The following is a 22,818-nucleotide window of genomic DNA, read 5'->3' on the forward strand; positions in this document are numbered from 1 at the left end:
CTCACAGGACGCGGGTGATCCAGGCCTGCGGGTCGGCGATCTCGGCCTTGGACGGGAGGTTGTCCGGGCGCTCCCAGACGGCGTTGAAGTCGGTCATGCCGGCCTTGTCGACCACCGCACGGACGAACTTCGCGCCGTCGCGGTACTGCGCCATCTTGGCGTCGAGGCCGAGCACCCGGCGCAGCACGCGGTCGAGCACGCCGACGCCCTGGCGGCGCCGGTTGAACTTCTTGCGGATGTGGGCGACCGACGGGATCACGCCGGGCCCGACACCGTCCATCACGACGTCGGCGTGGCCCTCGAGCAGCGACATCACGCCCGTGACCCGGTCGACGATCTCCTTCTGCTCCGGGGTGCTGATCATGTCGATCAGGCTGCCGCCGCCGTCGCGGGCGCTCTTGATCGCCCCGGTGATGCGGCTCAGGCCCTCGTCGAGCAGGCCGCTCGGCTCGAGGCTCTCGGCGAGCGAGTGCATCTCGCCGAGGAGGTGGTCCGCCAGCCACGGGGTGGCCGTGAACTGCACCCGGTGGGTCTCCTCGTGCAGGCACACCCAGAGCCGGAAGTCGTGGGGGTCGACGCCGAGCTCGCGCTCGACGTGCACGATGTTGGGCGCCACCAGCAGGAGCCGGCCGGTGGGCGCGTGGAACGGGTCGAACTGGCCGAGCACCTTGCCGGCGAGGAAGCCGAGCAGCGCACCGACCTCGGCGCCGGTGACGCGCGACCCGATCGCCAGCGTCAGGCCCGTCGGCGTGCCCTTGCGGGAGGAGAGCTTGTCGACGACCGGGGCGAGCACGGTGGCGAACCCGTCGGCGTTGGCGGCCACCCAGCCCGCACGTTCCACGACCAGGACCGGCGCGGTGCGCTCGGCGGCGACCATCCCGGTGTAGTCGCGGACCAGCCCGGTGGAGCGGTCGGCGTCCGCGCGCAGCTCGGCGACCACCGCGGCCGCGGTGTCACGGTCGACGGTCGGGCCGTCGCCGGCGATCCGGGACCCGAGGGAGACGGCCAGGTCCCAGTCGACCATCCCGCGGGGTGCCCCGCCATCGTGCGCGCTCATGCCGCGACGGTACCCGCGCCGACCACACGCTCAGCCGCACCGGCAGCCGGCGAGGGCGCTGGTGGCGGCGTCGAGGGCGGCGCGGGCGTCGAGGGTGTCGACCAGGTCGATGTCGTCGGCCAGCAGCGCGAAGACCATCGGCCGTCCCTCCCGGTCGGTCGCGATGCCGGCCAGGCTGCTGACCCCGGAGAGGGTGCCGGTCTTGGCCCGGACCAGACCGCGGCCCGCGTCGCCCTCCGCGAACCGCTCGACGAGCGAGCCCGAGAACCCGGCCACCGGGAGGCCCGTGAGCACCGCGCGCAGCTCGGGACGGTCCGGCGAGGCGGCGACCTCGAGGACCGCCGTGAGCGTGTCCGGGTCGAGCCGGTCCGCCCGCGAGAGCCCGCTGCCGTCGTACGTCGTGGCGCCCTGGGTCGGCACGCCGAGCCCGTCGAGCACCCGTAGGACGGCGCGCGCACCCCCGGCGAACGTCCCGGTGCCGCCGGTCGCGAGGTCGACCTGGCGGGCGAGCACCTCGGCCGCGTTGTTGTCGCTGGTCTGGAGGGTGTGCTCGACGATGCCGGCGAGCGGCTCGCTGTCCAGGGTCGCGAGCTCGGTGCCGTCCGCGGGGGCGCGCACCGGCGCGGGCTCGCCCACGACCCGGACGCCCGCGGCGTCGAGCGCGCGGGCGAGCACCGCGGCCGCCGCGGCGGCCGGGTCGGCGCCGTCCGCCTCCGTGCCCTCGTCCACCCAGAGCGCGGAGATCGGCGAGACCTCCTCGGGCACGTAGCCCGGCTCCCAGTGGCCGCTGACGGCCGGGCCGGAGAAGAGGTGGTCGTCGTAGCCGACCCGCACCGCGCCCTGGAGGCCGGCGGAGGTGGTGCGGGCGAGCGCCCTGACGTCCGCGGCCGACAGCAGCGGGTCGCCGCCGCCGACCAGGACCACGCGCCGCGGCCCGGCGGCGACGACCGAGGTCGGGAACGTGTGGTCGGGGCCGAGCGTCTCGAGCGCCGCGGTGGCGGTCAGCAGCTTGAGCGTCGAGGCGGGGACCGCCTCGCCGGTGCCGCTGGAGAACAGCAGGGTGCCGTCGAGGCCGGCCACCGTGGCGAGCACGTGCGGACCCAGGTCGGCGTCGCGGAGGGCCGGCGCGAGGGCCCGGCGTACCTTCGCGGCGTCGGGTACTCCGGTGGCCGCCGCGGCCACCGGCTCGGGCGTCGGGGGGGCCTCCAGGGCCAGCCCGGGAGGCGGCGGGATCGCCGCCGGCGGCTCGACCGGGTCGGGGCCGGCGGGGTCGAGGCGCCACGCGACGACGCCCGCGGCGAGCACCGCGAGCACGAGCGCGACCGGCAGCCAGGTGGCCAGGCGGGAGGCGCGCGCAGGGTGGGATCGATCACGTCCGCCCACGATCCACCTTCTCCCGGCTGCCCAAGTGGAGCCATTGTGCGCGAGACTGGCCCCCGGCCCGCCGTGCGGGCCCCTGATCTGACGATGAACCCTGACGATGGCGGAGGAAGACGTGCTCGAGTTCGACGTGCTGGTGGAGATCCCCAAGGGGCAGCGAAACAAGTACGAGGTCGACCACGAGTCCGGACGGATCCGTCTCGACCGGACCCTGTTCACCTCGACGCAGTACCCCGCCGACTACGGCTACATCGAGAACACCCTCGGCCTCGACGGCGACCCGCTCGACGCGATGGTGATCCTCCAGGAGCCGACATTCCCAGGCTGCCTGATCCGCTGCCGGGCGATCGGCATGTTCCGGATGACCGACGAGGCCGGCGGCGACGACAAGGTCCTCTGCGTCCCCGCGACCGACCCGCGCCTCGAGCACCTGCGCGACATCAGCCACGTCTCGAAGTTCGACCGCCTCGAGATCCAGCACTTCTTCGAGGTCTACAAGGACCTCGAGCCCGGCAAGTCCGTCGAGGGCGCCGAGTGGGTCGGCCGCACCGAGGCCGAGGCCGAGGTGCACGCGTCGTTCGCGCGGCTCAAGGAGTCCGGCGGGCACTGAGGCCGGGCGGCGCGCGAGTTTCGTCGGCCGGCCGACGAAACTCGTGCCTGGACGACGAAGCTTTGTCGTCCAGGGTCGAGATCTGTCGGCCGACCGACGAAACTCGGCGCTAGCCGACCAGGTCGGGTGAGCGCAGCATCTCGGGCGGGATCGCCCAGGCGTCGACGAGGTCGACGGCGAGCGGGCGGACCTTGCGGCACAGGCTGCCGATCTCGCGACTGATCGCCTTGGACCGCGGGACGGTGAGCCGGCCGTGCTCCATGAACCACGCCCGGTCGGCCTCGATGGTCGTGAGCGCGAACAGGTCGCACAGCAGGTTGAGCGCGACCTTGAGGTCGCCGTCGGGCTGGCTGCGGATCTTGTCCACGAACGCCTCGAGCACCAGCCGCTCCACGTGGGCGTTCGCGGCCGCGATCACGTGGTCCTGCACACGGGAGAACACCTCGCCCGGGTTCATCCCATTGTCCATGCCGCGCTTGAGCCGGCGGGCCACCCCGGCGAGCATGTGCTCCTCGCGGAACCGCAGCATCGCGAGCTGGTAGTCCGGGTCGAGCAGCCCCGCCTCCTGGTCCCACTGGTCCCCGCCGGGCAGCAGGTCGCGCACCCGCTCGAGCAGCTTGTGCACCGAGGTCTTCTCGATCACGGTCTCCACGGCCAGGCCGGTGACGAAGCGGACCATCCCGAGCTGGTCGAGGTCCTCGAACTCGCTGGCGTAGTCGGTGAGCAGCCCCTTGGCGACCAGCTGCAGCAGCACGTGGTTGTCGCCCTCGAACGTCGTGAAGATGTCGCTGTCGGCCTTGAGCGCGGCGAACCGGTTGACCGAGAGGTAGCCGGCGCCGCCGCACGCCTCGCGGCACTCCTGGATGGTGCGGGTCGCGTGCCAGGTGCCGAGCGCCTTGGTGCCGGCGGCCCGCGACTCGAGCTCGCGGCGGGCGTGCTCGTCGTCGGTCACCCCCGAGAAGACGTCGTGCAGCTGCGACGCCACGACCTCCTGCGCGAAGTGCAGCGCGTAGGTCCGCGCGATCAGCGGCAGCAGCCGGCGCTGGTGCATCCCGTAGTCGAGCAGCAGCTCCTCCTGCTCGTCCGAGGTCGCCTCGAACTGGCGGCGGCGTACGGCGTACTTGGTCGCGATCGCCAGCGCCACCTTGGCGGCGTTGATGCCCCCGCCGCCGACGCACACCCGGCCCTGGACGAGCGTGCCGAGCATCGTGAAGAAGCGCCGGTTGGGGTTGTCGATCGGGCTCTCGTAGACGCCCTCGGGCGTCACGTCGGCGAACCGGTTGAGCAAGGCGGTGCGCGGGACCCGCACGTGGTCGAACCAGAGGCGCCCGTTGTCGACGCCGTTGAGCCCCATCTTGCGGCCGTCGTCCTCGATCCGCACGCCGGGCGCCGGTGCGCCGTCGACCCGGATCGGCACCACGAACGCGTGCACACCCTGGGAGGCGCCGCCGACCTCGAGCTGGGCGAACACCACCGCGACGTCGGCGTGCTTGGCGGCGTTGCCGATGTAGTCCTTGCGGGCGTCCTCGGAGGTCGTGGTGATCACGAACTCCTGGGCGTCCGGGTCGTACGTCGCGACCGTGCCCAGCGCCTGCACGTTGGAGCCGTGGCCGGTCTCGGTCATCGCGAAGCAGCCCATCAGCCTGCCCGTGATCAGGTCCGCCAGGTAGGCGTCGTGGTGGGCCTCGGTGCCGAGCTGGAGGATCGCGCCCCCGAAGAGGCCGAACTGCACGCCGACCTTGACCAGCACCGAGAGGTCGCCGTACGCGAGGGTCTCGAACGCCGCGATCGAGGCGCCGATGTCGCCGCCCCCGCCGTACTCCTCGGGGAAGCCCATCCCGGTCTGCCCGGTCGCGGCCATCTCGACCACGACGTCCTTGACCCGCTCCCGGAAGTCGTCGACCGACATCTCCTCGGCGTCGGTGAGGATCGAGGCGTACTCGGCGAGGTTGGTGCGCACCAGGTCGCGGACCTCGGCGTACGTGCCGTCGAGGAGGGCGGTGAGGGCGGGTACGTCGATCTCGGGCTGCACGTAGCCGCTCGAGGCGGGCACGGCGGTGTCGGTGGCCATGGACGGACGCTACCCAGGCGGCACCGGGCTCAAGCGGTGATCTGGACCTCTGCCCCCGTCGATCCGGGGGATCAGGGCCGCGCGTAGAAGTTCGGCGGGATCCAGTAGTACATCGACTCCTGGGTGACGGGCCTGCCCGTGCGCGGCGCGTGCAGGATCGTGCCGCCGCCGACGTAGAGCGCCACGTGGTAGATCGAGCCCGGGTCGCTGGAGGACCCCCAGAACACCAGGTCGCCTGGTCGGAGCTGGCCGGGCGAGATCGGGGTGGACTGCTCGTACTGCGCGACCGAGTAGTGCGGGAGCGACCTGCCGCCGGCCGCCCAGGCCCCCATGGTCAGGCCGGAGCAGTCCCACGCGTTGGGACCGGCGGCACCCCACCGGTAGGGCTCGCCGATCTGGGCGCGGGCGAAGGCGATCGCGGCCGACGCTCCCGAGGCGGGCGCCGGCGGCGTGGGCTGCGTGGGCTGCGTGGGCTGCGGGGTCGGCTGGGGCGTGGGGTCCGGCGTCGGGTTTGGGTCGGGCGTCGGCTCGGGGTCCGGCGTCGGCTCGGGGTCCGGCGTCGGCTCGGGGTCCGCCGCGGGCGCGGGCGTCGGCTGCTGCTCCTCGGCCGCGGCCTGGGCGGCGGCGGCCGCGGCGGCTGCGGCCTGCTCCTCGAGCGCGGACTGGCGGCGCTGGGCGACCTGCACGCTGACGTGCTGGAGCTGGGCCAGCCGGGCGATCAGCGCGGTCTTCTCCGCGGCGATCGCCTGCGCCTGGGCGGCCGCGCCGTCGGCAGCGACCCGCGCGGCATCCTTCGCCGTCCGCGCGTCGGCGACCGCACGGGCGGCCGCGTCCTCGGCGTCCTGGGCCTGGCGGACCGAGACCTCGGCCAGCGTGGCGGCGGCGCGGAACCCGTCGTAGTTGGCGTCCAGCGCGCTCTCGGCGTTCTGCAGGGTCGTGGTCTGGTCGACGACCTCGCCGATCCCGTCGGACCCGGCGATCGCGGAGAGCGCCGTCAGCCCGGGGGACATCTCGTACGACGACACCAGCGCGTCGCCGTACGCCTGGCGCTGGCGCTCGACGTCGGCGGCGGCGACCTGCGCGCGCTGCCGGGCCGCAGCCGCCTCGTGGCGCGCCTGGGTGGCCCGCCACCGGGCGCCGTTGTAGGCCTCGGCCGCCTGGGCGGCCCGCACCCCGGCCTCCTGGAGGCGCTGGTTGGCGACCGCGAGCCGGGCCCGCACCGAGGCGACGTCGTCGGCACCGTCCCGTACGGCGGCCCGAGCCGCGCGCACGTCCTGGCGTGAGGGCGTGTTGTCGTCGGCGACCGCCACGCCGGTGAGCACGCCACCGGCGAGGAGGGTCGCGACGAGTGCCGCCATCAGGCTGCGAGCTCGCACGGTGCTGTCTCCCAGGTCGTGGATCGGAGTGCCGGCCCCTCGCGGCACTTGGAGCACGCTAGACAACTTTCGTCCCAAAAGGAACATTTTGTCCCACTTTTCTCAGACTCGTCGGCGTGTCGGCTTGACGAATTACATGAATGTCATTCTCGGATCGCCGGTCGGCAGGTCGGGCCGAAGGACCGTGGCGACGGCCCGCGACCGCTCCTAGCGTGGAGAGCGGCACGGGAGAGGAGGTGGGTCGTGGACACCGACCTGCTGCCGGAGGAGGTCGCCGGGGCCGAGCGCTGGGACGTGGCGCAGGTCGGCGCCCGCGACCGCGACGAGGCCTGGCGCTCGATCGTGTCCGGCACCCACCTGCCCTGGACGCTCGACCGGGTCCGCGAGAGCGGGCCGCCCACCGACGGCCGGATCCTGCGCCGCCGGCTCGGCGACATCCAGCTGCTCGACACCTGGTGTGGCCTGTGCGGTGGGCAGCGGCTGCGCTCGGACCTGCGCCGCACCGAGGGCGAGTACGTCGGGGTGCTGGTGGTCCGCGACGGCCGGGAGGTGCTGACGCAGGACGACGACCAGATCGCGGTCGGCGCCGGCGACGTGGTCGCCTGGCACTCCGCTCGGCCGATCCGCTTCGACGTGCTCGAGCCGCTGCGCAAGCAGACGCTGCTGGTGCCGGTGGCGCGGTTCCGCGACGTGGTGCCCAGCCCCGAGCTCACCACGGCCCGGCTGCTGCGCCCCAACTCGGCGCGACTGCTGCTGACGTCCTACCTCAGCTTCGTCACGACGCTGGAGCTCACGCCCGAGGCCGCGGCCGGCGCCGGCAACGCCGCGCTCGAGCTGCTCGGCGCCGCGCTCTCGACGCTGAGCACCCCGGCCAGCGGCACCGCCCGTCGCCACGAGCTGCGGCAGCGGGTGAAGGGCTACATCGAGGCCCGACTCGGCGACCCGACGCTCTCGCCGCGCGCCATCGCGCGCCACCACGCGGTCTCCGAGCGCCTGCTCTACGCGCTGTTCGAGGAGGAGGGCGACACCGTCCAGGCCTACGTGCGCCGACGCCGGCTCGCCCGCGCGCACGCCGACCTCACGCGTCCCGGCCGCGACCTCGCGATCCACCAGGTCGCCCGCCGCTGGGGCTTCACCGATCCCGCGCACTTCAGCCGCGCCTTCCGCGCCCACTACGGCTACCCGCCCAGCCAGGCCGCCTCGCCCCCCGTTCCGTCCGGCTGAACGTCGGGGTGGTGTGCAGGGAGCGGCCAGAGGCCTGCGGCCACAGCCATGGGCGACCCCCGCTCACCTTCCTAGCGTCGGAGGCAGAGGAAGGAGGCGCTCCCATGACCACACGCCTCACCGCCCCCGTCGTCGTGACGGGAGTCGGCTGCACACCGTTCGGCAACCTCCGCACCCGACCGGAGATCGCCGGACTCACGCTCCAGGAGCTCGCCGCCCGCGCCGCCCGCGAGGCACTCGAGGACTCCGGGATCCGCGGACCCGACGTGGACGCGGTCTACGTCGGCAACGTGATGACCCACTCCTCCCAGCTGCCGGCCACCTACAGCCAGCTGTCGAAGTGGATGGGCACCCAGCTCGCGATGGGCGTCCACATCGACGCCGCCTGCGCGACCACCGCCACCGGCCTCTGCCTGGCCGCCCAGGCCATCGCGTCCGGCGCGATCGACACCGCCCTCGTCGTCGGCGTCGAGGCCACCGGCAACCGCCCGCAGGGCACCAGCCCCTACGAGCGCGAGGACATCGACAACGAGACCATGTGGCTCTGGACCGACTACTGCGTCAACCAGGCGTACGGCGAGCCGCAGGGCTACGAGATCTTCTCGACGTACAACGGCATCATCGCGCAGGGCTACATGCGCAAGTACGGCGTCTCCTTCGAGGAGTACGACCGCGCGATGTTCGAGCTGTCGCGCACCCGCCGGATGCACGCGGCGCTGACCGACCGGGCGATGATCCGCGAGACGCTCGAGGACGAGGCGGCCCGGCTCGGGTACGCCGACGCCTGGAGCATGTGGACCTCCGAGGCCAACCCGTTCCTGTCCTGGCCGGCCCGGCTGCGCAGCCTCGTCAAGGCCGCCGACGGCGCCGCCGCGGTGGTGCTGATGCGCGCCGACCTCGCGAAAGGCCTGCCGTCCCAGCCGGTCGAGCTCAAGGGCTTCGGCCAGGCCGTGTCCGACCTGCCGTGGTACCACGAGGACCCCACCGACTGGGCCGTGGACCGGGCCGCGATCAAGAAGGCGTTCGAGATGTCGGGCGTCGGGCCGCACGACCTCGAATAGCTGCACACCCACGACTGCTCGCACATCATGTCGCTGGTGATGGCCGAGGAGATCGGCTACCTGGCGCACGGCGAGGGGCTGAAGGCGGCGTACGAGGGACGCACCCGCTTCGACGGCGACCGCCCGATGGCCACCCACGGCGGCCGGCACGCGTTCGGGCACGCGTGGGCCGCGTCGTCCGGCTCGGACATCCACGAGATCGTCACGCAGATGCGCGGTCTCGCCGGGTCCCGCCAGGTCCCGAAGCCACCCGAGACCGCCGCCCTGATGGTGCAGGGCTACGCGATCGTCTCCAACGTACTGATCTTCCAGGGGAGCTGAACGCCATGACCACATCGCTGGTGCGGGACTACTACGAGGCGCTCGCCGAGGGTCGCCTGGTGGCCCACCGCTGCAACGACTGCCGGGCGATCACGTTCCCGGCGACGACGTGCTGCCAGTCGTGCGGGTCGTACGCCGCGACCGACCTGGAGCTGTCCGGGCGGGGCACGCTGCTGTTCGCCTCGCACAACCTGGCCGCCTGCCACCCACGGTTCGTGCCGTACGCGCCGTACGCCTACGCGCACGTGATCCTCGAGGAGGGCGTGACCGTGCAGGGCATGCTGCAGGGCGTCGACGGGACGCCCGAGGCGATCGCCGAGCTCTACCCGCGGCTGCCGCTCCCCGTGGTCGCCGAGGTGCTGCCCACCGACGACCTGCCGGTGCTCACCTTCCGGCTGGCCTGAGCGGTAGTCCCTGACGGAAGAGCCCCGTGGGAACGTTCCCAAGGGGCCCGATCGTCAGGGACTACCCCCATCAGCGGTCGACCGGGACCGCCGAGGTGGTGGTCGTGGGGTGCGAGGCGAGGCCGTGCTTGTCGAACTTCTGGCCGCTGGCGATGCCGCCGACATAGAACGAGACGAGCGCGATCATCACGCCGGCCACGTCGTCGGCGATGTAGTGCCAGCCGAAGTAGAGGGTGGCGACGACGGTGACCCCGAAGTTGATCCAGAAGACCCATCGCAGCGCCTGGGAGCGGACGGTGTACTGGATCATCAGCGCCACCAGCAGGGTGATCGCCACGTGCAGGCTCGCGAAGCCGGCCACGGACTGCACCGCGTCCTGGACCACGCCCCAGTAGACCTTGTTGCGGCCGTAGGCCAGGGACTCCATCAGCTGGCTGGTCGGCGTGTTCGGCAGGCTGTCGTACAGCCAGGTGTACTCGAGGCCCGGTCCAAGGGTCGGCAGCGCGTAGTACGACGCGGTGCCCAGCGACCACGCGACGCACTGCGAGGTCACGAACCAGTAGCCGTAGGAGAGGTTGCGCGACCACACCAGCCACGCCGTGACCGCCAGCGGCACCAGCGGCAGGAACCACAGGTAGACGTAGGACAGCGGCCAGGCCATGAACCCCTCGCCGAGCAGCCCGTGCAGGACGTGCGCCGGGTCGTGGCCGAACAGCAGTGCGCGGTCGAGGTAGTGGAGCTCCCGGTCGTACATGCTGTCGCGCACGAACGGCAGGAAGGACTTCAGGTTGCGGTAGCTCACGTAGACGACGTAGAAGCAGATGACGCCGAGGGCGACCAGCGTGAGCCGCTCGCGGTTCCAGTGGGTGCGCCAGCGCTCGCGCACGATCGCGGGCATCAGCGTCGGGTTCATCTTCGAGAACCACAGCGTCCGCGGCACCATGTCGAGCGCCAGCGCGCCGAGCAGCAGCAGCGGCAGCCGCAGCCACGAGGGCCCGAGGAAGCTGCCCTCGGGGTCGATCAGCCGCTTGTCGTAGATGATCGCGACCACGATCGCCACCACGCCCATGACGACGGCGTTGCCCACCAGCAGGGCGTAGGCACGGCGATACACGGACGTCAGTGTAGAGACCTGGCGGGGTCAGTGCCCGGCAGGTGTCTCCGCCAGCCGGCCGGGGTCCACACCGAGCCGCACACCGTCGCCCGGGGCCGGGTGCGAGCCCAGCCGCGCGACCGCGTCGAGCTCGCCGATGCCCTCGACGTCGACCACCAGGCGGATCAGCTCGGGGGTCGCCCGCCCGGACACGACGCGCCCCCGCAACGGCCCGTCGGCGTCGACGACGAGCGCCGAGCGGCGTACGGCGACCGCCGGCGCCACGGGCAGCCCGGCCGCCCGGAGCAGGGTCGCCGCCGCGGCACCCTCGAGCACCCGGGCGTAGCCGAGGAACAGCGCGGTCTCGGGGTCGGCCGGGGCCCGCCACACCGCGCCGATCTCGCCCTGCTGGACGATCCGGCCGCCGCGCATCACCGCGAGCCGGTCGGCCACCGCGTAGGCCTCGTCCTGGTCGTGGGTGACCATCAGCGCGGTGGTGCCGGCCGACTGGAGGATCTCGCGCAGGTCGGTCGCGAGCCGCTCGCGCAGCCCGGCGTCCAGCGCCGACAGGGGTTCGTCGAGCAGCAGCAGCCGCGGTGAGACCGCGAGCGAGCGGGCCAGCGCCACCCGCTGCCGCTCGCCCCCGGAGAGCGTGGCGGGGAGGCGTTCGGCGTACCCCTCCAGCCCGACCAGCGCGAGCAGCTCCTCGACGCGCTCCGCGGCCCGGGGCGTACGCCGCAGCCGCAACGCGTAGCCGACGTTGCGGGCGACGGTGAGGTGGGCGAACAGCTGCCCGTCCTGGAACATCAGCGCGAAGCCGCGCTTGTGCGTCGGCACGCCGGCCAGGTCCTCGTCGTCCCAGCAGATCCGGCCGGACACCGGCGGCTCGAGACCCGCGACCGCCCGCAGCAGCGTCGACTTGCCCGACCCGCTCGGCCCGAGGACCGCGAGCACGTGCCCGTCCTCGAGCTCCAGGGAGGCGTCGACGACGGCCGGGGTGCCGTCGTACGCCACGGTGAGACGGTCGAGGGTCAGCATCAGAACGCCCCCACCGAGGACACCCGGAGCCGGTCGACGGCCAGCATCACGGCGGCGGTCGTAGCGGCGAGGACGACGGATGCGGCGAGGGCCATGCCGTAGTTCATCGCACCGGGGTGCCCGATGAGGCGGAAGATCACGATCGGCAGCGTGGGGTGGTCCTCGCGGGCCAGGAACGAGGTGGCGCCGAACTCCCCGAGCGACACCGCGAACGCGAACCCGGCCGCCGCGGTGAGCGGCCGCCACATGGCCGGCAGGTCGACGGTCGCGAACGTGCGCAGCGGGCCCGCACCCAGCGAGGCCGCGGCCTGACGCTGGCGGTCGTCGATGCCGCCGAGCACGGGCACCAGCGTGCGTACGACGAGCGGCAGCGCCACCAGCGCCTGGGCGATCGGCACCAGGAGCAGGGAGTCGCGCAGGTCCAGCGGCGGCCGGTCCAGGGTGATCAGGAAGCCGAAGCCGAGCGTGACCGCCGAGACCCCGAGCGGGAGCATGAACAGCCCGTCGAGCAGGCCGCGCACCCGCCGCTCGGTGCGTGAGCGCGACCGGCGGGTGACCACGACCGCGACCAGGACGCCCAGCGACAGCGACATCCAGGTGGCGTCGACCGCCGTGCGCAGCGAGGTGACCAACGCGTCGCCGACCGGCACCAGCAACGCCTGCTGGTCGCCCTCACCGCCCAGCGCCCGGTAGTTGGCGAGGCTCCACGTGTCGCCGACCCGCAGCGACCCGGTCACGAGGGCCGCCAGCGGTGTCCCGACCAGGAGCAGCACCAGCGCGGTCGTGACCACGCCCGGCCAGTCGCCGGGCGACGGCCGCGGCGGTCGGGCGGTCGACCGGCTCAGCGCCGGATCGGGTACGGCGCGCAGCCGGCCGGTCACGACCAGGAGGCCGGTGATCGCCAGCAGCTGGAGGATCGAGAGGGCCGCGGCGGCCTGCAGGTCGAGCAGGTTGGTGGTGAGCAGGTAGATCTCGGTCTCGACCGACGAGTAGCGCAGGCCCCCCAGCGTCAGCACCACCCCGAACGCCGTGGCGCAGAACAGGAACACCACGCTCGCGGCGCTGACGATCGCCGGCCGCAGCGCCGGGAGCGTCACCGTGCGCAGCACCTGGACCGGGCTCGCACCGAGCGCCGCCGCGGCCTCCGCCGGGCGCGGGTCCAGCGACTCCCACGCCGCGCCGACGGCGCGGATCACCACGGCCACGTTGAAGAACACCAGGCCGGCCACGATCGCGGCCGCCGACCCGTCCAGGCCCAGGAAGCCCAGCGGCCCCGCCTCGCCGATCAGCTCCCGGAACGCGACGCCGACCACCACCGTGGGCAGCACGAACGGCACCAGCAGCAGCGACCGCAGCACCCGCTGCCCGGGGAACCGCCGGCGGTGCAACAGGTGCGCGGCCGGCAGCCCGAGCAGGACGGCGACCAGGGTCGCGACCGTCGAGGACCACACGGTGAACCACAGCACCCGGTGCACGCGCGGGCGGCCGAGGACCTCGAGCACGCCGCCGGGGTCGAAGCGCCCGTCGACGACGAAGCCCTCCGACACCATGCCGCTGACCGGGAGCACGAAGAACACGCCCAGCACCGCCAGGGGTACGGCGGCCAGGCCGGCCAGCGTGAGCGCCCGACTCATCGGCGTGGTCATCGGCGTGGTCATGGGTGGGTCATCGGGAGGTGATGTCGCTCCACTCCCGCAGCCAGTCGTCGCGGTTCGCGCTGACCTCGGCCGGGTCGACCGCGTAGGGATCGGTCGGCTGCTCCGCGAACTTCGCCCACTCCTGCGGCAGCTCCACCGACGGGTCCACCGGGAACACGTACATGCTCTCCGGGAGCGCGGCCTGCACGTCGGGGCTCAGCAGGAAGTCGACCAGCTGCTCGGCGCCGTCGGGGTTCGCGGCGCCGGCCAGCACGCCGGCGTACTCCACCTGGCGGAAGCAGGTGTCCAGCAGCGCGCTGGTCGTGCTCCGGCCGCCGGACACCGTGAAGGCCGGCGAGGAGTCGTAGGACAGCACGATCGGGCGGTCGCCCTTGCCGCCGCCCTGGGTGAAGTCGACCTCGTAGGCGTCCGACCACCCGGCCGTGAGCTTGGCACCGTTGTCCATCAGCTTCGTCCAGTAGTCCTGCCACCCGTCCTCGCCGTACGCCGCGATCGTCGTCAGCAGGAACGCCATGCCCGGCGAGCTGGTCGCCGCGCCGGGCAGCACGAAGAGGTTCTTGTACGCCGGGTCGGCGAGGTCGTCGAGCGTCTCCGGCTCGGCCAGGTCGTGGTCGGCGAACCAGGTGTCGTCGACGTTGACGCACACGTTGCCGTTGTCGACCGGCGTCAGGGCGTGGTCGTCGTCGCCGGGGAGCCGGTAGTCCTCGGCGCCGGCGGGCAGGGGCGCGTCGTACGCCGCGAACACGCCCTCGTCGAGCGCCCGCGAGGCGAACGTGTTGTCGACCCCGAACGCCACGTCGCCGAGCGGGTCGTCCTTGGTCAGCACCAGCTTGTTGGTGAGGATCCCGGCGTCGCCGGTGGCACGGACCACGAGGTCGTAGCCCGACTCCTGCTCGAACTGCTTGATCAACGGCTTGGGCAGCACGAACGAGTCGTGGGTGACCAGCACGACCCGGCTCGGCTTGTCGGCCCCGGATGCGCCGTCGGTGGCGTCTCCGTCCGAGCCGCTGCCGATGGTCGAGCAGCCGCTGACCGCCAGGGCCACGACCGATGCTGCGATGACTGGTGCCAGGGCACGGGACATTCTCAACTCCGACTCCCTTCGCCGGTGCTAACCGGATCAGGTTCATAGGGTCTGCGGCGGATCCGCACTCTCAGCACGTCGTTGGCGTGCTCCCCTGCGTTGTGGTCGAACAGTACCGCTGCTGCCCGGATGGTGGTTTCGAGGCTCAGGCCTAGCGGCCTTCGCACCTCAACCACCGTCGTCGGTGGTTGAGGTGCGAGCGCGGTCGTCGGTGGTTGAGGTGCGAGCGCAGCGAGCCTCGAAACCACCCCCGCGCTCGGAGACCCACCGGTGGTTGAGGTGCGGGCGCGGTCGTCGGTGGTTGAGGTGCGAGCGCGGTCGCCGGTGGTTGAGGTGCGAGCGGAGCGAGCCTCGAAACCACCCCCGGGCTCGGAGACCCACCGGTGGTTGAGGTGCGAGCGCGGTCGCCGGTGGTTGAGGTGCGAGCGCAGCGAGCCTCGAAACCACCCCACGGCTCGACCACGGTCAGCGGGTGAGGGTCACCACCGCGTCGAGACGGGCCAGCTTGGCCGGGTTGCGCACGAGGTAGAGGCCGGTGACCAGGCCGTCCTCGACGACCATCGAGGCGACCGTGTCGAGCTCGCCGTCGACCACCAGGCGCAGCGCCGGCGCGCCGTTGACGACGACCACGTCGGCGACGGCGTCGACGCCCTCGGACACCGCCACGAGGAAGCGCAGCACCTTGTCGCGGCCCAGGATCGGCCGGAGCGCGGCCTTCTTGAAGCCGCCGCCGTCGGTCACCAGCACGACGTCGGGGGCGAGCACGTCCATCAGGCTCTGCACGTCGCCGGTCGCGGCCGCGGCCAGGAACATCTGCATCACCCGCTCGCGCTCCGAGGGCGTCGCGGCCACCCGGGGCTGGCGCTCGGCGACGTGACTGCGGGCCCGGTGCGCGATCTGGCGCACGGCCGCCGGGGTCTTGTCGACGGCGGCGGCGATCTCGTCGTAGCCGAAGTCGAAGACCTCGCGCAGCACGAAGACCGCGCGCTCGGTGGGGCCCAGGGTCTCCAGCAGGGTGAGCATCGCGAGCGAGACGCTGTCGGCGAGCTCGACGTCCTCGGCCACGTCGGGGGTGGTGAGCAGCGGCTCGGGCAGCCACGGCCCGACGTACGCCTCCCGCCGCCGCGCGTTGGCGCGCATCCGGTTGAGCGCCAGCCGGGTGGTGATGCGCACGAGATAGGCCCGGTCGTCGCGGACCTCGGCCCGATCCACGTCGACCCACCGCAGCCAGGTCTCCTGCAGGACGTCCTCGGCGTCGGCGGCCGAGCCGAGCATCTCGTAGGCGACCGTGAAGAGCAGGTTGCGGTGGGCGAGGAAGACGTCCGTCGAGTCGGGCGCGCTCATGACCCCATCACGTCAGCAGACGGTACGGCGAGCGGCAGCTCGCACACATCCGAATATCCCTGGCTCTGCAGCCCGGCGGCGGAGTTGAACCGCGAGCGCATGTTCTCCAGCGCGACCATCTGGGTGAGCTCGACGACCGCCTCGGTGCCGAGCTGGTCGATCAGCCGCGCGACCATCTCGTCGGTCACGGTCAGCGGCGTGGTGCTCATCGCCTCGGCGTACTCCAGGACCTCGCGCTCCAGCGGTGAGAACACGTCGGACTCGCGCCAGCGCGGCACCTCCCTGACCTTGGCGAGGTCCAGCCCCTCGTTGTGGGCGAGGAAGTAGCCGAAGTCGAGGCACCAGCTGCAGCCGATGACACCGGCGCTCGCCAGCTGTGCGTAGGACTTCAGCGTCGGGTCGAGGGCGCGCCACTTCGCTACCCGTTGCTCGAGCCTCAAGACCGCCTTCAGGACGTCGCGGTGGTGCCAGAGGACGTAGGCGTTGTCGGGGATCTGGCCGTAGGTGCGGCGGGCGTAGGCGGACATCACCTTCCCGTACAGACCGGTGACCTGGGCCTTCGGGATGCGGAACGTGCTCGGCATCGTCTTCTCCTTCGGTTCGTCGTCTCGAGGTGTCGCCCACCAGACACCGGCCGCGCCGGATCTGTGACAGCTCTCCTGTGGGAGGCTCGGAGCATGAGCCCGAGCCGCCGCCACGAGGCCCTCGCGTGGGCGGTCCCCCGGCTCCGGCGCTCGCGTGAGCTGGACAGCCCGGAGGCCGAGCGGGCGCGGATCGGGCAGTGGCACGCGACCCTGGGGCGCCGGCTGCCGACCCTGCTGGTGCCGCGTTTCGCGCAGCGGTTCTCGGTGGTCACCGAGGTGCTGACCGGGCCGGCCGGCGAGTTCGCGTCGTACGTCGTCACGCCGCGCGGCACCGACCCGCACCGCACCGTGCTCTACCTCCACGGCGGCGGGTACGTCGCGCCGATCGACCCGTTCCACGTCCGCTACGTGTGCCGCCTCGCCACCGACCTCGGCGCACGGATCGTGCTGCCCGACTACCCGCTCGCGCCGGAGCACACCTGGCGCGACTCGCACGACGCGATCGCGGCGCTCGCGGCCCGGTGGGCCGGGGACGCCGGCGGCGCAGGGGAGCTGGTGCTCGCCGGCGACTCGGCCGGCGGCGGCTACGCGCTCGCGATCGCGCTGACGCTGCGCGACCGGGGCGGCCCGCAGGCGTCCCGGCTGCTGCTGCACTCGCCGTGGGTCGACCTCACCGCGGGCACCCCCGAGACCGAGCGGTTCACGGTCCGCGACCCGTGGCTGTTCCTCGGCAAGCTGCAGGCGTACGCCGAGTGGTGGGCCGGGTCGCCCGAGGACCTGGGTCGTCCCGAGGTGAGCCCGGCGCTGGCCGACCTCGGCGGGCTGCCGCCGGCGCTGATGTTCTGCGGCACCCGCGACACCCTCGCCCCGGGGTGCCGGCTGCTCGCGCGCCGGGCCGCCGAGACCGACTGGGACCTCACCTACGTCGAGGCGCACGACCTCATCCACGTCTACCCGCTGCTCCCCCTCATCCCGGAGGCGCGGGCCGCCCACCGCCGCACCCTGGAGTTCCTCTCGTGAAGTGCATCGCCGTCCCGTTCGACCAGCTCGACCCGTTCGCCGTCTACGGCATCTGCAAGGCACGCCAGGACGTGTTCGTCGTCGAGCAGACCTGCCCCTACCCGGACCTGGACGGTCGTGACGTCGAGCCCGAGACGAGGCACGTGCTGCTGATGGACGACGACGCGCTGTTCGGCTATGCCCGGGTGCTCGACGACGGCGACTGCTGGCGGATCGGACGGGTGCTGCTGGCACCGGAGGCCCGCGGTCGTGGCCTGGCCGACGTCATCATGCATACGGCGCTCTCGGTCTCGAAGGGCCGCGACGTGGTGCTCGACGCCCAGTCGCCGCTGGCTCCGTGGTACGCGACGTTCGGGTTCGCGGTGTCGGGGCCGGAGTTCCTCGAGGACGGGATCCCGCACACCCCGATGCGGCTCACGCGCTAGTCGGCGCAGCCTGGAACAGCACGCCCGCCTCGGTCTCCTGGCGGGTCGCCTGACCCCGCGCGACCAGCAGCTCGAGGTGCGCCTTGGTCTCCATCGCGGCCAGGCCCTGGCTGAACAGGTCGAGCTCGTCGTACGCCTTCTCGTGCCGCGTCCACGCGAGCTGGTGGGCGACGTCGAACCCGGTCCCCGGCGCGTCGGCGATCGCGGCGAGGCTCAGCTCGAGCCGGCGGTCGTGGAACGCGAGCAGCTCGTCGACCCGGGCGTGCGACGACGGCGCGACCGGGCCGTGGGCCGGGAGCACCTGCAGGTCGGGCAGCGCGCGCACCTTGGTCAGCGAGCCCATGAAGTCGCCGAGCGGGTCGGGCGTCGGCGGCACGGTGAAGCCGATCGAGGGCGTGATCGTCGGCAGCACGTGGTCGCCGGCGAACAGCAGCCCAGCCTGCTTCTCGGCGAAGACGTAGTGGCCGGGCGTGTGGCCCGGGGTGTGCACGGCGTCGAGCACCCGGGTGCCGACCGGGATCTCGTGGTCGCCGTCGAGCCAGGTGTCCGGGAGGATCCACATCGACATGTCCGGGCGCTCGCCGCCGCCGGCGGCCCAGAGCTCCGCGATCTCGTGCGCGCCGGCGGTCCGCAGTACGTCGAGGAACGGGCTCTCGTCGAGCGTCGGGTCGTTCAGCAGCTCGAGGGCCGGCTTCTCGCCGAGGCCGAGCGCCACGTCCGCGCCGTACTCGTGCCCCAGGACGGTCGCCATCGTGAAGTGGTCGCGGTGCACGTGGGTGACCAGGAACCGGCGGATGTCCCCGAACCCGTAGCCCACCTGGCGCAGGCACCGCTCGAGCAGGTCGCGGGCGACCTCGATCGCCCAGCCGCCGTCGACCAGGGTGAGCCCGTCGGCGGTCTCGATCACGTAGACGTTGATCGCCTTGAGCCCGTCCATCGGCAGCGGCAGCGGGATCCGGTGGATGCCCTCGGCGACCCGCCAGGCCCCCTCCTTGCTCCAGTGCTCGCCGGAGTCGGGCGAGACGGCGTACGCCGTGGGGGTGGAGGTGGTCACGTCGCGGACCTTACGGGGCCACGTCGGGGAACCCGAGGTCGAGGGTGGGCTGCTGGATGCCGCCGTCGATCTCGAGCAGCTTGCCGGTGACGTACTGCCCGGCCTTCGAGGCGAGGTAGACGACGCCGGCCGCGATGTCCTCGGGCTCGCCGACCCGGCCGAGCGGGGTCTTGGTCTCGAGCTGGCTCATCAGGTCCGGCTGGCCTGCGACGTACTCCAGGGCGCTGGTCATGATCGAGCCGACGTAGATGCCGTTGACGCGGATCCGCGGGGCGAGGTCCTGGGCCGCCATCTTGGTCCAGTGCGCGAGCGCGGCCTTGGCGGTGCCGTAGGCGATGAACCCGCGGTCGGCGGTGCGGCCCATCATCGAGCTGATCGTGACGACGCTCTTCTGCTTGTCGGGGTCCTTGAGCATCAACGGCACCGCGGCGCGGGTGAGCGCGTGGGCGGTGGTGACGTTGAAGCTGAAGGCCTCGTTGAGGAACTCGTTGCTGGTCTTGAGGAACTCGGTCGGGAAGGTGCCGCCGACGTTGTTGACGACGGTGTCGAGCCGGCCGAGCTCGTCGTACGCCGCCTGCGCGAGGCCGGCGACCGCGTCGAGGTCGCTGAGGTCGGCGGCCACGACGACCGCACGGCGGCCGGTGGCCCGGATCTGCTCGGCGACCTTGGCCAGCTGGGCCTCGGTGCGCGCCGAGATCAGGACGTCGGCGCCGGCCTCCGCGAGTGCGACGGCGGTGGCGGCCCCGAGCCCCCGGCCGGCGCCGGTGACGATCGCGACCTGGCCGGCGACGGAGAAGCGGTCGAGGATGCTCATGACGTGCTCACCAGGCCCTTGCCCGTGACGAGCGGGAGGTCGAGGGCGGTGACGAGGCCGCCGGGCGCGGCCACGACCGCGGGGACGGCGTTCACGATCCGCTGGGCGGTGACGATCATCCCCGAGACGTTGTGGTCGCCGTGCTCGCCGTGGTGGACGAAGTCGAGCTGCATGAACGGCTCGCCGGTGATGACGACGCGGTAGCAGCCGTCGCCCTGCGACGGGGTCGGCCACTCGGGCACCTGGTCCGGCGCCGTACGGGTGACGTGGTCGAGGACCACACGCGGGACGCCGTCGACCTTGCCGATCACCTGGAAGCGGACCGCGCCCATCGTCCCGGCAGCGACGTCGCCGGAGACGCTGGGCGTGTCGACCTCGGCGGGCCGGCGGTCGACGTCCTCGGTGAGCGGCTCGTCGAGGACGATCCCGAGGCCGGCGGCGATCTGGCGGACCACGCTGCCCCACGCCATGGACAGGATGCCGGGCTCCCAGAGGAAGCCCCTCTCGTCCATCGGCTTGCCGAAGCCGAAGAGGTCGTTCATCACGACCGGCTGGTAGTAGGTGGAGTAGTCGCAGATCTCCATCACCCGCACCTCGTCGATGCGCTGGCTGAGGCTGGTCAGCACCAGCGGCAGCACGTCGTTGGCGAAGCCGGGGTCGATGCCGTTGACGTGCAGGCTGGCACCGGTGCGCTCGCCGGCCTTGGTGATCCGCTCCATGGTCTCCGGGGGCAGGATGTGCTCGGGCCACTGCAGCAGCACCGGGCCGCTGGAGGTCACGTTGATGCCGGCCTCGAGGAAGTCGACGAGGTCCTCGATCGCCTCGAAGACCCGGTCGTCGGTCATCGCCGTGTGCACGATCGCGTCCGGCTGCAGCGCCAGCAGCGCCTGCTTGTCCGCGGTCGCCCGGACACCGAGCTCGCGGCCCACCCCGGCCAGCTCGCCGGCGTCCTTGCCGTCCTTGTCGGGGTTGGACACCCACACGCCGACCAGCTCGAGGTCGGGGTGGGCGTCGATGCCCTTGATCGCGTGCCGCCCGATGGTCCCCGTGGACCAGACGACGACCTTCAGAGGTTCTGCCATGCCCGGCAATCTAGAACATGTTCTAGTTGGTGGGAAGTCCGAGGTTTCGGCTGCTGGCAGCCGAAACCCGCACGACACGCCGACGGGCTACGGCGTGTCGTGCGGGGATGGGCTGCCAGCAGCCGAACCCCGCAAGCCTCAGACCCGCGCCGGCGAAACAATCGGACACCGAGTGCCCGAATAAATGGTGGGCATGCAGCGGTTGCAGTGGATGCACACACCGGCGGCGGCGCGGCCGGACTGGAGGCGGTCGACGAGGTCGGGCTCGCGGAGAAGCGCGCGGCCCATCGCGACGAAGTCGAAGCCGTCGGCCATCGCCTGCTCCATCGTGGCGAGCTGGTTAATGCCGCCGAGCAGCATCAGCGGCATCGAGACCGCCGAGCGGAAGCGCAGCGCCTTGTCGCGGAAGTACGCCTCCTCGAACGGGTAGGCCTTGAGGAAGCCGCGTCCCATGGGCGTCTTCATGCCGAGGCGTACGACGAGGGGCATCGTGGCCGCGAACTCCTCGACCGGCGCCTCGCCGCGGAACAGGTACATGGGGTTCATCAGCGACGAGCCGCCGCTGAGCTGCAGCGCGTCGAGGGTGCCGTCGGCCTCGAGCAACTGCGCGTACTCGACCCCCTCGTCGGTCGTCACCCCGCCGCGGAACCCGTCGCCGACGCTGACCTTGGCGGTGATCGCGGCGTCCGAGCCGACCTCGTCGCGCACCGCCCGGGCGACCTGCCGGCCGAGCCGTGCGCGGTTCTCCAGCGACCCACCCCAGCCGTCCTTGCGGCGGTTGAGCCCGGGCGCGAGGAACGAGGAGATCAGGTAGCTGTGCGCCATGTGCAGCTCGAGTACGTCGAAGCCCGCCCGCACCAGCGTCCGCGCCGCCGAGACGTAGTCGCGGGTGATCCGGGTCAGGTCGGCCTCGGTGGCCGCCTTGATCATCTGCATCGACAGCGGGCTGGGCATCCGGCTGGCACTGAGCGCCTTGACCCCGTTGGAGCGGCCGTTGGCGACCGGTCCGGCGTGCCCGACCTGGCCGGCGATCGCCGCGCCGGTCTCGTGGACCGCCTCCGTGAGACGGGTCAGGCCGGACACCGTCCGCTCGCCCACCACGATCTGCTCGCGGTGGGTGCGCCCCTCGGGCGCGACCGCGAGGTAGGCGACGGTGGTGAGGCCGACCCCGCCACGGGTCACCGCGAGGTGGTAGTCGATCAGCTCGTCGGTGACCTGCCCGTGCGGTGCGCGACCCTCGAACGTGGCGGCCTTCACCGTCCGGTTCCGGAGCCGCACGGGGCCGAGCGTGGTCGGGGCGAAGACGTCGGCGGTCATGCAGGGCAATCTAGAACAGGTTTCAGTTCCTGGCGAGGTGCGTGCTCTTCTGGCGGCGCAGCCAGAGCAATCCCGCGATCGGCAGCACGGCGGGCACGAACCCGTAGCCGATGCCGTAGTCCGACCACACCGAGGCGTCCGGGAACCAGTCGCGCACCACGAGGCTCAGCGTCCCGACCGTGACCACGCCGGCGAGCTCGACCCAGAGCATCACGCTCGCGAATCGGGTGTCGCCGGCCGCGGCCGAGCGGATCGCGTACCACCCGAGCGCGTACGTCACCGCCGCCGCGAGGGACAGCCAGTAGGCGACCGGCGCGTCGTCGTACTGCGTGGTCAGCTGCACGATGGCGCGAGCGCCGGCGGCCAGCGTGAACAGCGCGTAGAACGCCAGCAGCACCTGGTGGGGGCCGCTGCGGCGCTCCGTCGCGACCGGGCTCACGCGGTCATCTCCAGGCGTACGGCGATCACACCGACCGCGACCGCGGCCACGGCGAGGACGGCCGAGGACCAGGTCGCCCGGTCGCCGTCCACGGACCTGATCGCGATCGGCAGCACGCACACCGCGGCGAACAGGTAGCCGACGTAGGTCGAGGTTGAGTCGGGGTGGTCGTCGCCGAGCAGCGGACCCAGGCCCGCCAGCGCGCGGACGACCAGCAGCAGCTGGAGCATCCACGCCATCTGGTCCAGCCAGCTCGGGCGCTCGAGGCCGCGGGCGGCGACCACGATCGCGAGCACGGCCACCAGGGCGGCGTACCCGACCACGATCCAGGTGATCTGGGTGCTGACGCTCGGCATGGCAGC

General features: G+C 72.5%; 23 protein-coding genes and 1 riboswitch. Of the genes, 7 read left to right on the plus strand and 16 right to left on the minus strand.

What is annotated here, in order from left to right:
- Window position 1: 1 nt before the first annotated feature.
- Both QQZ14_RS02005 and dacB read right to left on the minus strand, forming a co-directional pair.
- A complete protein-coding gene (locus QQZ14_RS02005) occupies window positions 2–1,057 on the minus strand; it encodes a zinc-dependent metalloprotease (protein WP_284532490.1) in 1,056 nt (351 codons plus the stop codon).
- A gap of 30 nt (window positions 1,058–1,087) precedes the next feature.
- On the minus strand, window positions 1,088–2,440 hold the full coding sequence (dacB, locus tag QQZ14_RS02010) for a D-alanyl-D-alanine carboxypeptidase/D-alanyl-D-alanine endopeptidase (protein ID WP_284532491.1): 1,353 nt from the start codon (window positions 2,438–2,440) through the stop codon (window positions 1,088–1,090).
- Between the two features lie 97 nt (window positions 2,441–2,537).
- Here dacB and QQZ14_RS02015 point away from each other — a divergent pair, with 97 nt between their 5' ends.
- A complete protein-coding gene (locus tag QQZ14_RS02015; RefSeq protein WP_284532492.1) occupies window positions 2,538–3,047 on the plus strand; it encodes an inorganic diphosphatase in 510 nt (169 codons plus the stop codon).
- Window positions 3,048–3,156: 109 nt separating this feature from the next.
- On the opposite strand, the gene QQZ14_RS02020 is transcribed toward QQZ14_RS02015, so the two are convergent.
- A complete protein-coding gene (locus tag QQZ14_RS02020; protein WP_284532493.1) occupies window positions 3,157–5,118 on the minus strand; it encodes an acyl-CoA dehydrogenase family protein in 1,962 nt (653 codons plus the stop codon).
- A 71-nt stretch (window positions 5,119–5,189) separates the two neighbouring features.
- Window positions 5,190–6,494 carry a C40 family peptidase gene (locus QQZ14_RS02025; RefSeq protein ID WP_284532494.1) on the minus strand — a complete coding sequence of 435 codons (1,305 nt, stop codon included), beginning with the start codon at window positions 6,492–6,494 and terminating at the stop codon, window positions 5,190–5,192.
- A gap of 243 nt (window positions 6,495–6,737) precedes the next feature.
- On the opposite strand from QQZ14_RS02025, the gene QQZ14_RS02030 reads away from it, so the two are divergent.
- From QQZ14_RS02030 to QQZ14_RS02045, 4 genes are all read left to right on the plus strand, one after another.
- The gene (locus tag QQZ14_RS02030) at window positions 6,738–7,718 is read left to right on the plus strand and encodes a helix-turn-helix domain-containing protein (RefSeq protein WP_284532495.1); all 981 of its coding nucleotides are present in this window, start codon (window positions 6,738–6,740) and stop codon (window positions 7,716–7,718) included.
- A gap of 104 nt (window positions 7,719–7,822) precedes the next feature.
- Window positions 7,823–8,779: a thiolase family protein gene (locus QQZ14_RS02035; protein ID WP_284532496.1), complete on the plus strand. Its 957-nt coding sequence runs from the start codon at window positions 7,823–7,825 to the stop codon at window positions 8,777–8,779.
- Window positions 8,780–9,100 (plus strand): thiolase C-terminal domain-containing protein, encoded by a 321-nt coding sequence (locus tag QQZ14_RS02040; protein ID WP_446740471.1) that lies wholly within the window; start codon window positions 8,780–8,782, stop codon window positions 9,098–9,100.
- A 5-nt stretch (window positions 9,101–9,105) separates the two neighbouring features.
- A complete protein-coding gene (locus tag QQZ14_RS02045) occupies window positions 9,106–9,504 on the plus strand; it encodes a Zn-ribbon domain-containing OB-fold protein (RefSeq protein ID WP_284532498.1) in 399 nt (132 codons plus the stop codon).
- Window positions 9,505–9,574: 70 nt separating this feature from the next.
- On the opposite strand, the gene QQZ14_RS02050 is transcribed toward QQZ14_RS02045, so the two are convergent.
- The 6 genes from QQZ14_RS02050 to QQZ14_RS02075 form a co-directional block, all read right to left on the minus strand.
- A complete protein-coding gene (locus tag QQZ14_RS02050; RefSeq protein WP_284532499.1) occupies window positions 9,575–10,618 on the minus strand; it encodes a phosphatase PAP2 family protein in 1,044 nt (347 codons plus the stop codon).
- 27 nt (window positions 10,619–10,645) lie between these two features.
- Window positions 10,646–11,635, minus strand: coding sequence for an ABC transporter ATP-binding protein (locus tag QQZ14_RS02055; protein ID WP_284532500.1), 990 nt, complete (start codon window positions 11,633–11,635; stop codon window positions 10,646–10,648).
- Window positions 11,635–13,293 (minus strand): ABC transporter permease, encoded by a 1,659-nt coding sequence (locus QQZ14_RS02060; protein ID WP_284532501.1) that lies wholly within the window; start codon window positions 13,291–13,293, stop codon window positions 11,635–11,637. The genes QQZ14_RS02055 and QQZ14_RS02060 overlap by 1 nt, the downstream gene beginning before the upstream one ends.
- A gap of 7 nt (window positions 13,294–13,300) precedes the next feature.
- Window positions 13,301–14,377 (minus strand): thiamine ABC transporter substrate-binding protein, encoded by a 1,077-nt coding sequence (locus QQZ14_RS02065; RefSeq protein ID WP_284532502.1) that lies wholly within the window; start codon window positions 14,375–14,377, stop codon window positions 13,301–13,303.
- A riboswitch (TPP riboswitch) is annotated at window positions 14,373–14,483 on the minus strand. It overlaps the preceding gene by 5 nt.
- Before the next feature lie 359 nt (window positions 14,484–14,842).
- Window positions 14,843–15,721, minus strand: a complete 879-nt coding sequence (locus QQZ14_RS02070; protein WP_284532503.1) for an RNA polymerase sigma-70 factor — start codon at window positions 15,719–15,721, stop codon at window positions 14,843–14,845.
- Window positions 15,718–16,305 carry a carboxymuconolactone decarboxylase family protein gene (locus QQZ14_RS02075; protein ID WP_284532504.1) on the minus strand — a complete coding sequence of 196 codons (588 nt, stop codon included), beginning with the start codon at window positions 16,303–16,305 and terminating at the stop codon, window positions 15,718–15,720. The genes QQZ14_RS02070 and QQZ14_RS02075 overlap by 4 nt, the downstream gene beginning before the upstream one ends.
- A gap of 93 nt (window positions 16,306–16,398) precedes the next feature.
- Here QQZ14_RS02075 and QQZ14_RS02080 point away from each other — a divergent pair, with 93 nt between their 5' ends.
- Window positions 16,399–17,325, plus strand: coding sequence for an alpha/beta hydrolase (locus tag QQZ14_RS02080; protein WP_284532505.1), 927 nt, complete (start codon window positions 16,399–16,401; stop codon window positions 17,323–17,325).
- Window positions 17,322–17,750, plus strand: coding sequence for a GNAT family N-acetyltransferase (locus QQZ14_RS02085; RefSeq protein ID WP_284532506.1), 429 nt, complete (start codon window positions 17,322–17,324; stop codon window positions 17,748–17,750). The genes QQZ14_RS02080 and QQZ14_RS02085 overlap by 4 nt, the downstream gene beginning before the upstream one ends.
- Here QQZ14_RS02085 and QQZ14_RS02090 read toward each other — a convergent pair.
- The 6 genes from QQZ14_RS02090 to QQZ14_RS02115 form a co-directional block, all read right to left on the minus strand.
- Window positions 17,740–18,804: an MBL fold metallo-hydrolase gene (locus QQZ14_RS02090; RefSeq protein WP_284532507.1), complete on the minus strand. Its 1,065-nt coding sequence runs from the start codon at window positions 18,802–18,804 to the stop codon at window positions 17,740–17,742. The genes QQZ14_RS02085 and QQZ14_RS02090 overlap by 11 nt on opposite strands.
- A gap of 10 nt (window positions 18,805–18,814) precedes the next feature.
- Window positions 18,815–19,618, minus strand: a complete 804-nt coding sequence (locus QQZ14_RS02095) for an SDR family oxidoreductase (protein ID WP_284532508.1) — start codon at window positions 19,616–19,618, stop codon at window positions 18,815–18,817.
- Window positions 19,615–20,700: an NAD(P)H-dependent amine dehydrogenase family protein gene (locus QQZ14_RS02100; protein WP_284532509.1), complete on the minus strand. Its 1,086-nt coding sequence runs from the start codon at window positions 20,698–20,700 to the stop codon at window positions 19,615–19,617. The genes QQZ14_RS02095 and QQZ14_RS02100 overlap by 4 nt, the downstream gene beginning before the upstream one ends.
- Window positions 20,701–20,838: 138 nt before the next feature.
- Window positions 20,839–22,017: an NADH:flavin oxidoreductase gene (locus QQZ14_RS02105; protein ID WP_284532510.1), complete on the minus strand. Its 1,179-nt coding sequence runs from the start codon at window positions 22,015–22,017 to the stop codon at window positions 20,839–20,841.
- A gap of 22 nt (window positions 22,018–22,039) precedes the next feature.
- The gene (locus QQZ14_RS02110; RefSeq protein ID WP_284532511.1) at window positions 22,040–22,456 is read right to left on the minus strand and encodes a hypothetical protein; all 417 of its coding nucleotides are present in this window, start codon (window positions 22,454–22,456) and stop codon (window positions 22,040–22,042) included.
- Window positions 22,453–22,812, minus strand: coding sequence for a hypothetical protein (locus QQZ14_RS02115; RefSeq protein WP_284532512.1), 360 nt, complete (start codon window positions 22,810–22,812; stop codon window positions 22,453–22,455). Before QQZ14_RS02115 ends, QQZ14_RS02110 begins: the two co-directional genes overlap by 4 nt.
- Window positions 22,813–22,818 lie beyond the last annotated feature (6 nt).

This window comes from Nocardioides sp. T2.26MG-1 (assembly GCF_950101795.1).
In the GTDB taxonomy this organism is placed as follows: Bacteria; Actinomycetota; Actinomycetes; order Propionibacteriales; family Nocardioidaceae; genus Nocardioides.